The 10097-nt window shown below is 67.6% G+C and carries 10 protein-coding genes; 7 read left to right on the top strand and 3 right to left on the bottom strand.

Annotated features, from left to right (window positions below; genetic code table 11):
- The first annotated feature begins 21 nt into the window (after positions 1–21).
- The 3 genes from nadA to QZ994_RS16420 all read left to right on the top strand — a co-directional run bounded on the left by nadA (position 22) and on the right by QZ994_RS16420 (position 2540).
- The gene (gene nadA, locus QZ994_RS16430; RefSeq protein WP_290874076.1) at positions 22–1158 is read left to right on the top strand and encodes a quinolinate synthase NadA; all 1137 of its coding nucleotides are present in this window, start codon (positions 22–24) and stop codon (positions 1156–1158) included.
- A gap of 50 nt (positions 1159–1208) precedes the next feature.
- Complete coding sequence (nadC, locus tag QZ994_RS16425) at positions 1209–2117, top strand: carboxylating nicotinate-nucleotide diphosphorylase (protein WP_290874073.1); 909 nt, start codon at positions 1209–1211, stop codon at positions 2115–2117.
- A 138-nt stretch (positions 2118–2255) separates the two neighbouring features.
- Complete coding sequence (locus tag QZ994_RS16420; protein ID WP_290874070.1) at positions 2256–2540, top strand: late competence development ComFB family protein; 285 nt, start codon at positions 2256–2258, stop codon at positions 2538–2540.
- A gap of 4 nt (positions 2541–2544) precedes the next feature.
- Here the strand turns inward: QZ994_RS16420 and nadB are convergent, their stop codons facing one another.
- Both nadB and QZ994_RS16410 read right to left on the bottom strand, forming a co-directional pair.
- Positions 2545–4170, bottom strand: coding sequence for an L-aspartate oxidase (gene nadB / locus QZ994_RS16415; protein WP_290874067.1), 1626 nt, complete (start codon positions 4168–4170; stop codon positions 2545–2547).
- A 119-nt stretch (positions 4171–4289) separates the two neighbouring features.
- Entirely contained in the window at positions 4290–5810 is a 1521-nt protein-coding gene (locus tag QZ994_RS16410) for a glycosyltransferase family 39 protein (protein ID WP_290874064.1), read from the bottom strand.
- Between the two features lie 178 nt (positions 5811–5988).
- On the opposite strand from QZ994_RS16410, the gene QZ994_RS16405 reads away from it, so the two are divergent.
- Both QZ994_RS16405 and QZ994_RS16400 read left to right on the top strand, forming a co-directional pair.
- Positions 5989–6885 (top strand): neutral zinc metallopeptidase, encoded by an 897-nt coding sequence (locus QZ994_RS16405; RefSeq protein WP_290874062.1) that lies wholly within the window; start codon positions 5989–5991, stop codon positions 6883–6885.
- A 69-nt stretch (positions 6886–6954) separates the two neighbouring features.
- Positions 6955–7935, top strand: a complete 981-nt coding sequence (locus QZ994_RS16400) for an NADPH:quinone oxidoreductase family protein (protein WP_290874059.1) — start codon at positions 6955–6957, stop codon at positions 7933–7935.
- On the opposite strand, the gene queG is transcribed toward QZ994_RS16400, so the two are convergent.
- Entirely contained in the window at positions 7922–9010 is a 1089-nt protein-coding gene (gene queG / locus QZ994_RS16395) for a tRNA epoxyqueuosine(34) reductase QueG (RefSeq protein ID WP_290874079.1), read from the bottom strand. The genes QZ994_RS16400 and queG overlap by 14 nt on opposite strands.
- A 69-nt stretch (positions 9011–9079) precedes the next feature.
- Between queG and tsaE the strand changes: the two genes are divergently transcribed.
- Entirely contained in the window at positions 9080–9640 is a 561-nt protein-coding gene (tsaE, locus tag QZ994_RS16390; RefSeq protein WP_290874056.1) for a tRNA (adenosine(37)-N6)-threonylcarbamoyltransferase complex ATPase subunit type 1 TsaE, read from the top strand.
- Positions 9633–10097 (top strand): AMIN domain-containing protein (locus QZ994_RS16385; protein WP_290874053.1); only part of this gene is annotated, 465 nt, incomplete at its 3' end. The genes tsaE and QZ994_RS16385, both read left to right, overlap by 8 nt.

Genomic DNA, 10097 nt, shown 5'->3' with positions numbered 1-10097 from the left:
GAACACGCCTGAGCCCCCACCATGACCGCCCAGACCGCCTCCACCCCGAACAGCGTCAGCTACGACTACGACCGACAGGACGCCTCTGGCGCCACCTGTACCGCCCACGCCTGGGCCAAGGTCCCTGCCCCCTTGAGCGCCGAGGCCAAGGCCAGCGTGAAAGAGCGCATCAAGGCCCAGTTGAAGGCCCAGAACGCCGTGCTCGTGGCCCATTACTACGTCGATGGCGATTTGCAGGACCTGGCCTGGGAAACCGGCGGCATGGTCTCCGATTCGCTGGAGATGGCCCGCTTCGGCCGTGACCACGAAGCCAAGACCCTGGTCGTGGCCGGCGTGAAGTTCATGGGCGAATCGGCCAAGATCCTGAGTCCCGAAAAGCGCGTGCTGATGCCCGATCTGGACGCCACCTGCTCGCTCGACCTCGGCTGTGCCGCCGACGACTTCGCGACATTCTGCGACGCCCATCCCGACCGCAAGGTCGTGGTCTACGCCAACACCTCTGCCGCCGTGAAGGCCCGTGCCGACTGGATGGTGACCAGCTCCTGCGCCCTGTCCATCGTCAGCCACCTCAAGGCCCAGGGCGAGAAGATCCTGTGGGCGCCTGATCGCCACCTTGGTCGCTACATCGAGAAGCAGACCGGTGCCGACATGCTGATGTGGAACGGCGCCTGCATCGTGCACGACGAGTTCAAGGGACTGGAGCTCGACCTGCTCAAGAAAGACCACCCTGACGCCCTGGTGCTGGTGCACCCCGAGTCGCCCGATGCCGTGGTGGCCCAGGCCGATGTGGTGGGCTCGACCTCGCAACTGCTCAAGGCCGTGATCGAGTCACCCGCCAAGGCCTTCATCGTCGCGACCGACAACGGCATCCTGCACCGCATGCGCCAACTGGCGCCCGGCAAGACCCTGATCGAAGCACCGACCGCCGGCAACAGCGCGACTTGCAAGAGCTGCGCGCACTGCCCCTGGATGGCCATGAACGGCCTCCAGGGCGTGCTCGACTGCCTGGAGCAAGGCTCGGGCGAGATCACGGTCGACGAGGTCATCCGTGCCAAGGCCAAGGGCTGCATTGACCGCATGCTGGACTTCGTTGCGGCCAACCCGGCTGCCATCGTCAAACCGGCCCAAGGCTTCGTGCCCCACATCGGCGCGGCCTGATCGCCGCCGCAACACCGCATCCCAGCACCCACCGATCCGCCTGATCCACCATGTTCGACCACAACGAAACCCTGGCCGAAGCCCGCGCCCGCAATGTGCGCGATGCCCTGTTTGAAGACGTGGGCGTGGCCGACTGGACCGCCCAGCTCGTGCCGGCCACCCAGCGCGTGAAGGCACGCCTGCTGGTGCGCGAAGAAGCCGTCCTCTGTGGCCGCGACTGGTTCGAGGCCTGCCTGTTCCAGCTGGATCCGGCCGCCCGCATCGAGTGGGCCTACGACGAAGGCGCACTGATGGCCGCCGACACCGCCGTCTGCCTGATCGAGGCCCATGCGCGTGCCCTGCTGACGGCCGAGCGCCCGGGCATCAATTTCCTGCAGACGCTCTCGGCCGTGGCCACGCTCACGCGCCGCCACATGCAGGCCATCGAAGGCGCCTCGCCCAACCCGCGCGGCTGCGTGGTGCTGGACACCCGCAAGACCATCCCCGGCCTGCGTCTGGCGCAGAAGTACGCGGTGCGCGTGGGTGGCGGCGCCAACCAGCGCCTGGCGCTCTACGACGGCATCCTGATCAAGGAAAACCACATCGCCGCCGCCGGCAGCGTGACCGGTGCCCTGCGCAACGCCCAGGCCCTGGTGACGGCCCAGCCCTCGCCACAGCGCGAGCAGATCACGATCCAGGTCGAGGTGGAAACCATCGCGCAACTGCGCGAGGCGCTGGCGGCCGGTGCCGTCAGCGTGCTGCTGGACAACTTCAGCCACGACATGATGCGCGAGGCCGTTGCCGTGAACGCCGAAGTGGCCGGTGGGCAGGCCTTGCTGGAAGCCTCGGGTGGCGTGGCCATGGACCAGCTGCGTGGCATCGCCGCCACGGGCGTGGACCGCATCTCCATCGGCAAGCTCACCAAGGATGTGACGGCCGTGGACTTCTCCCTGCGCGTGCTCGAACGCCTGGCGGGCTGAGCCCACCCTCACGAAAAGCCGCCCCCAGCGCGACAAAAGTCGCAAGCCTGCGGGGTGGCTTGACGCCGATCGGACGTCGACAGGCGGCCGGCTGGGCCACACTGAGAGGCCTCCCAGCCTTGCCCTGTGCCCGCCGCCATGCCCGCTGAATTCACGTCCCTCAAAAACTACTACGAGCACCTGGTGGTCGACCTCGTGATCGACCTGGCCGACCAGTACCCCCTGCTCACCGAAGACCACCACCCGGACGTGGCCTGCGTGGCCCTCAATCGCCTGCCGCCGCGCTACATCCGCCACCAGGTGGACCTCGCCTTCCACATGACCGAGAAGGAGCGAGGCGAAAACGAACAGCTCATCCGCGACGCGGTGACCTACGCCTTCGAATTCGTACAGGCCCGCTTTGCGATGCGGGCCCGTCGCTGAACGATCAAGGCAGCCAGGCGTCCTTCTTCTTCGGCTTCTTGCACAGGATGGTGGGGAAGCTCACCGGCAGCGTGTGCGGGTAATCGCGGCTGAAGTGCAGGCCGCGGCTTTCCTGGCGTGACAGGGCCGAGCGCACGATCAGCTCGGCACAGTCGACCAGGTTGCGCAACTCCAGCAGGTCGCGGCTGACGCGGAAGGCCGCGTAGTAGTCGTCGATTTCGCTGCGCAGCAGCTTGATGCGGTGCAGCGCTCGCTCCAGGCGGCGCGTGGTCCGCACGATGCCCACGTAGTTCCACATCAGCAGGCGCAACTCGTCCCAGTTGTGGGAGATCACGACCTCTTCGTCGGCATCCGTCACCTGGCTTTCGTCCCAGTCGGACACCTTGGGCGCCTTCTTGGGGATCTGCGCTTCGATGTCGTCCGCACAGGTCTTGCCCAGCACCACACATTCCAGCAGCGAGTTGCTGGCCAGGCGGTTGGCGCCGTGCAGGCCGGTGTAGGTGGTTTCGCCCACCGCGTAGAGACCCGGCAGGTCGGTGCGGCCGTTCAGGTCGGTGACCACCCCGCCGCAGGTGTAGTGGGCCGCCGGCACCACGGGGATGGGCTGTTTGCTGATGTCGATGCCCAGTTGCAGGCAGCGCGCAAAGATGGTCGGGAAATGCTCTTTGAGGAAGGCTTCGCCCAGGTGGGTGGCGTCCAGCCAGACGTGGTCGACACCATGCTTCTTCATCTCGAAGTCGATGGCACGGGCCACGATGTCGCGCGGGGCCAGTTCGCCGCGTTCGTCGTGATCCGGCATGAAACGGGTGCCGTCGGGCAGCTTCAGGATGCCGCCTTCGCCGCGCAGGGCTTCGGTGATCAGGAAGCTGCGCTCCTGCGGGTGGTACAGGCAGGTCGGGTGGAACTGGATGAACTCCATGTTCGCCACACGGCAGCCCGCGCGCCAGGCCATGGCGATGCCGTCGCCCGTGGAGGTGTCGGGGTTGCTGGTGTAGCGGTAGACCTTGCCGACACCGCCGGTGGCCAGCACCACGGCCGAAGCGGCCAGGGTCTCGACCTGGTGCGTGTCGATGTTCAGTGCGTAAACACCGTGGCAGCGGGGCTGCTGGCCGGGCTCGGTGGCGCTCTTTTTCAGGTGACGGTTGGTGATCAGGTCGACCGCCATCCAGCGCTCACGCAGGGTGATGTTGGGGTGCCGCCTGACCTCGTCGAGCAGCACATCGTGGATGGCCTTGCCCGTGGCATCGGCCGCGTGCGCAATGCGGCGCACGGCATGCCCGCCTTCGCGGGTGAGGTGCAGGCCCAGCGGGCCATCCGGATCGGGCGAAAACGGCACGCCCCGCTCGACCAGCCAAGCCACGGCCTCGGCGCTGTGGCGGGCGATGAATTCGGCGGTGCGCTCGTCCACCAGGCCGGCACCGGCCTCCTGGGTGTCACGCACATGGGAGTCGATGCTGTCGTCGCTGCCCAGCACGCCCACGATGCCCCCCTGCGCCCAGGCGGTGGCGCCTTCTTCAAGCTGGCGCTTGGCCAGCACCACGACGGGCTGGGTGCGGGCAAGGTGCAGCGCGACCGTCAAACCGGCGAGACCGGCTCCCAGGATGACCACAGGCAAGGACGACTCGGACACGGCACCAGACATAGCAAGCAAAGCCTCAGGGCTGAAGGTGAGGGGCGATTCTATCGCCGGGGGGTTGACCCCTTGACGCGCCGGCCCAAACCAGGCGATTCAAAGGCTGGCCAGACACCTCACGGGGCGCAACGCGCCGCGCCGCACAGGCGCTGGCAGAAGCTGCACTGCCACACCGGCAACCAGCTTGGGAAGCGGTAGTAGCGGCGATTGACCTCGGCCATGACCCCATCGCGGTAGGCCGCGTAGTGGAAGTTCACGCCCTCGACCGCGTAGAAGGGTTGGCCGTCCTGGGCATAGGACAGCAGCCTGACGCTGTCGAAATACGGCGCGTACTCGGCCAGATCGGGACGGGACTGCCGGATGATCCGCAGGGTCTGGCCCTCGTAGCGGGCGTGGTCGACGATGAGGTCGTCCTGACGGGCGTGGAAGCTGCCCAGACCAAAGACCGGCATGTGCTCCCGGGCCGCATAGCCCAGGATGGACGAGGACGAATAACCGTTGCTCATGAGCACCACACCCGGCACCCGCACCTGCTGCACGATCTGCTCGGCGCGCAGGGCCTCGACCAGGCGGTTGTAGTACTTGACCTTGTGCCACTGCGGCAGGCTGGTCTGGGCCACGGCGAACACCGCCAGGAGGTGCACCGCCAGGAACACCACCAGGCCCTTGCGCGCCCCTGGCAGGCGATCGCTCGGCAGGCACAGCGCCAGCAGCACGAAGACAAAGGGATAGAAGCCCAGCACCCAATGCAGGCCGATCACCTTTTTGCCGGACATCAGACCAAACAGCAGCAAGGGCACGAGGGCCACACAGCTCAGCAAGGCATGGACGCGTGCGGTGCGCCACACAGCCCCGCGGTGGCGCCAGGCCTGCCACAGCACCACCGGGCTGATCAGGTAGACCATCATGCCCACATAGGTGCCCACATTGCCCCAGGCGAACACGGCGTCTTCGTTGCGGTTGAAGACGTTGAACATGATGTTCGTCCAGCAATGGGTGAGGTTCCAGTGCAGGTTGAGGGCCACGGCCGGCAAGGCACACAGCACCATCAGCACAAGGCCCAGCCAACGCTTACGGGCAGCCAGCAGGAAGTAGGCGGCCAGTGCCACACCCAGCAAGGCCACGAAGTACTTCGACAAAAAGGCCAGCCCCAGGAAAACGCCGCTGAGGGCGTACCAGCCACCCGCCGCCTTCAGCCAGCCCGTGGCGCCATCGCCTCCCTGTGAACTGGCCACGGCACGCATGGCCACCTGCTCGGCCCGCACCACGGCGGCCACAGCCCAGGCGGACCAGAGGATCAGCGGCGTGTCGGTGGTGATCAGGCTGTTGAGCCAATTGACCGGCATCAGCCAGTACAGCAGCACGGCCCAGGCCGCCCGCGAACGGCTCACCGGCGCCCAGGCCCACCAGATGGCAGCCCCCACGCCCAGCGGCAGCAGCACAGAAGGCAGGCGCAGCGCCCAGACCGCATCGCCCAGCAGCGCACGCACGGCCGCCAGCCACCAGCCCACCATGGGCGGATGGTCGTAATAGCCGTAATCCAGGAACCGGGCCCACCAGTAAAACAGGGCCTCGTCGCCCGTCATGGGCAGCGCCGCCGACAGCCAGACGCGGCAGGCCAGAGACAGCAGGGCCACGCCCCACAGCCAGCGTGTGAGACCGGTGCCCAGCGGCTCTTGGCTGGGCTGAGCGGGATGAGCCGGAGGGGGGAGGAAAGCTGGCAAAACGGGGGGGCGCGAAGGCGTGTGGGCTGGCCGGGATTCTAGGCGCCCGCTGCTAACATGACCTCGACCCACGAAACACTGAGGAATCCGCATGCGCTGGCAAGGCAACCGAGAGAGCGACAACGTCGAAGACCTGCGCAACGACAGCGGTGGCGGCGGCGGTGCGCAGGGCTTCTCGCTCGGTGGCGGGAGGCTGGGCATCGGCTCGGTGGTGATCGCGCTGGTGGCGAGCTACTTCCTGGGCGTGAACCCCTTGACCGTGCTGAACCTGCTCAGCGGCGGCGGCGGCAGCCTGCCGGCCACGGCACCCGGCAGCCAGACGCGCCCGGCCCAGGCCCCCGCGCAAGACAGCGAAACGCGCTTCGTGCGCACCGTGCTGGCCGACACCGAAGACGTGTGGCAAGGCATCTTTCAGCAAGCCGGCGGCCAGTACCAGAACCCCAAGCTCGTGCTGTTTCGCAACGCCGTGCCCACGGCCTGTGGCACAGGCCAGACCGCCACAGGCCCGTTCTACTGCCCTGGCGACCACAAGGTCTACATCGACCTGGCTTTCTACGACGTGCTGAAAGATCGCCTGGGTGCGCCCGGCGACTTCGCCCAGGCCTATGTGATCGCGCACGAGGTGGGTCACCATGTGCAGAACCTGCTGGGCACCTCCGAGAAGGTTGAAGCCATGCGCGGCAAGGTCAGCGAGGCGCGCTACAACGCGCTGAGCGTGCGCCTGGAACTGCAGGCCGACTGCTACGCCGGCGTCTGGGCGCACCACGCCAACGCAGACCGCCAGCTGCTTGAAACCGGCGACATCGAAGAGGCCATGAACGCCGCCGCCCAGATTGGCGACGACACCCTGCAGCGCAATGCGGGCCGGAGCGTGTCACCGGAAAGCTTCACCCACGGCACCAGTGCCCAGCGCCAGACCTGGTTCAAGCGGGGCATCGACAGCGGTGACCTGAACCAGTGCAACACCTTTGCCAAGGGCGCCGTCTGAGCCGACACGCGCCCAGCACCACCCCGCTCACAGAGCCCCTCAGGGGCCGAGCTTCACAGGAGACAAGCCATGCACGCATGGACCTGCAACGAGACCACCGGCCCCGAGGGCCTGAGCTGGCAAGCCCACCCCACACCCGAACCGGGCAAGGGTGAGGTGCGGGTGGCCATCCGGGCCGCCAGCCTCAACTTCCCCGACCTGCTGATCGTGCAGGGCAAGTACCAGATGAAACCGGCCCTGCCCTTCGTCCCCGGCGCCGAGTTCGCCGGCGTGGTCGAGGCCGTGGGCGAAGGCGTCAGGCACCTGGCCGTGGGCACGCACGTGGCCGGGTTCGCCGGAACCGGTGGCTTTGGCACGCACACCGTGTGCTCGGCCTTCACGCTCATGCCCCTGCCACCCATCTTCGGTTTCACGGATGCGGCCGCCTTCCTCTGCACCTACGGCACCACACACCACGCCCTGATGGACCGCGCCGCCCTGAAGCCCGGTGAAACCGTGCTGGTGCTGGGCGCAGCCGGGGGCGTCGGCACCGCGGCCATCCAGATCGCCAAGGCCGCAGGCGCCCGGGTGATCGCCGCGGCCTCGACCGACGACAAATGCGCGCTGTGCCAGACGCTGGGCGCCGACGCCACGATCAACTACACAACGCACCCGCTGCGCGACGCGCTCAAGGCCCTCACCGAAGGCAAGGGGCCCGACGTTGTCTACGACCCCGTGGGCGGCGAGCTCACCGAGCAGGCCTTCCGCTCGATCGCCTGGCGTGGCCGCCACCTGGTCATCGGCTTTGCCAACGGGAGCATCCCCGCACTGCCCCTGAACCTGGCGCTGCTCAAGGGCGCGTCGGTGCTGGGCGTGTTCTGGGGCGAATTCGCCAAGCGCGAACCCCAACAGAATGCTGCCGGCCTGATGCAGCTGGCCGCCTGGTACATGGAGGGCAAGGTCAAGCCCGTGGTGGAACACACCCTGCCCATGTCGCAACTGAGAGAGGCCTTTGCACTGATGGGATCGCGTCAGGTGCGCGGGAAGGTGGTGCTGGTCAACGAGGGCTGAGCGGCGCCCGGGGTCCATCCTGGGCCAGCGCCCAGGCCACGTGTTCGGCCACCAACGGCAGGTCTGCCCCCATCTCGGGCGGCGCGGCCTGCCAGCGCTGCAAGGCCTCGCGCAAGGCGGGTGAAGCGTCCACCCCGGCGGCCAGGGCATTGCCCATGGCCACCGCAATGTTGCGCTGCCAGCGCGCCCAGCCGATGCGCCGGATCGGGCTGCCCTCGGTCAGGCGCAGGAAGGTGGGCTCGTCCCATTGCCACAGCTGCACCAGGCTGGGGCCATCGAGCGCGGGGCGCACGTCGAAATCGGCCACGCGGGCGCGCTGGGCGAACTTGTTCCAGGGGCAGGCCAGCTGGCAGTCGTCACAGCCATAGATGCGGTTGCCCATGAGCGGGCGCAGTGCCAGGGGAATGGGCCCGGCGTGCTCGATGGTCAGGTAGGAAATGCAACGGCGCGCATCCACCAGGCGCTCGCCCACGATGGCCTGTGTGGGGCAGGCCGTGATGCAGGCACTGCACGACCCGCAGTGCGCGGTTTCCGGCTCGGTGAGCGGCAGGGCCAGGTCCACATAAATCTCGCCCAGGAAGAAGGTGGAGCCCCCCTCGCGCGAGAGCAACAGCGTGTGCTTGCCCCGCCAGCCCAGGCCACTGCGACTGGCCAGCTCCACTTCCAGCACAGGCGCCGAATCGGTGAAGACACGGTGGCCAAAGGGCCCCACGGCCTCGGCGATGCGGTCGGCCAGTTTCTGCAGGCGGTTGCGCAGGACCTTGTGGTAATCGCGGCCCCGCGCATAGGCCGACACGGTGGCCTGGGCAGGCTGCTTGAGGCGCGCCCACTCGATGGCCTGCCAGCCTTCGGGCACGCTGGCAGGCAGGTAATCCATGCGCGCCGTGATGACGCGCACGGTGCCCGGCACCAGCTCGGCGGGGCGGGCCCGCTTGAGCCCGTGGCTGGCCATGTAGTGCATCTCACCGTGGAAACCACGCGCCAGCCAGTCCATCAAACCCGATTCAGCGCTTGACAAGTCGACGTCTGCTACGCCAATCTGAGAAAATCCCAGTTCTGTCGCCCATTGACGCATGGCCTGCAGCAGGCTGACCGGCTCCAGCAGGGGCCCGCCAGAAAGCGGTGACTGACTTTGATGACGCATGTGACGATCCTAGCAAGCCCCAACCCGAAGGATGCCCAGCACGCCCGCTTTGTGTGGCGTGATGAACAGGGCTGCGCGCGCACAGCCGGCGCGCTGGCTCAGGCCTTGAGCCTGGGCTTGCACCAAGGCGGCAGTGCCGTGATCGAGCTGCGGGGCACCCTGGGTGCCGGCAAAACCACTTTCACGCGCCACCTGCTGCGCGCCCTGGGTGTGGAGGGCCGCATCAAGAGCCCGAGTTACGCCGTGGTCGAATCCTACGAGCTGCCCGGCTTCACCGCCCAGCATTTCGACTTCTACCGCTTCAACGATCCGCAGGAATGGGAAGACGCCGGCTTTCGCGATCTGTTTGCCGCGCCCGGCCTGAAGATCGTGGAGTGGCCAGAGAAGGCCGCAGGCCTGCTGCCCGCCCCCGATCTGTACATCGACATCGACATGAGCGCCACCTCGGACACGGAACGCACCGTTCAGATGGCCGCCCGAGGCGAGACCGGCCGTGCGGCCCTGACCGCCATGCAGGCCAGCCCGAGCCCCGCTGAAACCGGAGGGTCCAGCCATGACTGACGCGACCACGCCCCGCCCCGCCCGCATGCCGAACGCACCCGCTGCCCCGCATGGGCGCCGCCAGCTGCTCAAGCAGGCTCTGGGCGGCACCCTGATCCTGGCGCTGGGCCCGCAAGAGCTGGCCTGGGGGGCGCAACTCATGGCCGTGCGCGTCTGGCCGGCCAACGACTACACCCGCGTCACGCTGGAATCGGACACCCCGCTCAACGCCACCTTCTTCGCGGTCGACCACCCCAATCGCCTGGTGATCGACATCGAAGGGCTGGAGCTGACCAACGATGGTCTCGAAGACGGCCCGCGCGTCGGCCTGCTGGTGCAGCTGGAGGACTTCGGCACCGGCCATCACTATCACGTGCGCGATCTGTATGTGCACCATGTGCGCGGCATGCCGAAGGATGACCAGGGCCTGGTCTACAAGGAAACCGGCGGCATCCTGTTCAACATCACCCGCAGCGAA

It is taken from the genome of Aquabacterium sp., from assembly GCF_021768455.1.
In the GTDB taxonomy this organism is placed as follows: Bacteria; Pseudomonadota; Gammaproteobacteria; order Burkholderiales; family Burkholderiaceae_C; genus Aquabacterium.
Note: the sequence above shows the minus strand (reverse complement) of the source record. Positions and strands in the feature narration are given on the sequence as shown.

What these genes read in the sequence shown, in the direction of transcription:
- nadA (WP_290874076.1), top strand. Translation starts at nt 22, where the DNA reads ATGACCGCCCAGACCGCCTCCACCCCGAACAGCGTCAGCTACGACTAC.
- nadC (WP_290874073.1), top strand. Translation starts at nt 1,209, where the DNA reads ATGTTCGACCACAACGAAACCCTGGCCGAAGCCCGCGCCCGCAATGTG.
- queG (WP_290874079.1), bottom strand. Translation starts at nt 9,010, where the DNA reads ATGCGTCAATGGGCGACAGAACTGGGATTTTCTCAGATTGGCGTAGCA.
- QZ994_RS16420 (WP_290874070.1), top strand. Translation starts at nt 2,256, where the DNA reads ATGCCCGCTGAATTCACGTCCCTCAAAAACTACTACGAGCACCTGGTG.
- QZ994_RS16405 (WP_290874062.1), top strand. Translation starts at nt 5,989, where the DNA reads ATGCGCTGGCAAGGCAACCGAGAGAGCGACAACGTCGAAGACCTGCGC.
- QZ994_RS16400 (WP_290874059.1), top strand. Translation starts at nt 6,955, where the DNA reads ATGCACGCATGGACCTGCAACGAGACCACCGGCCCCGAGGGCCTGAGC.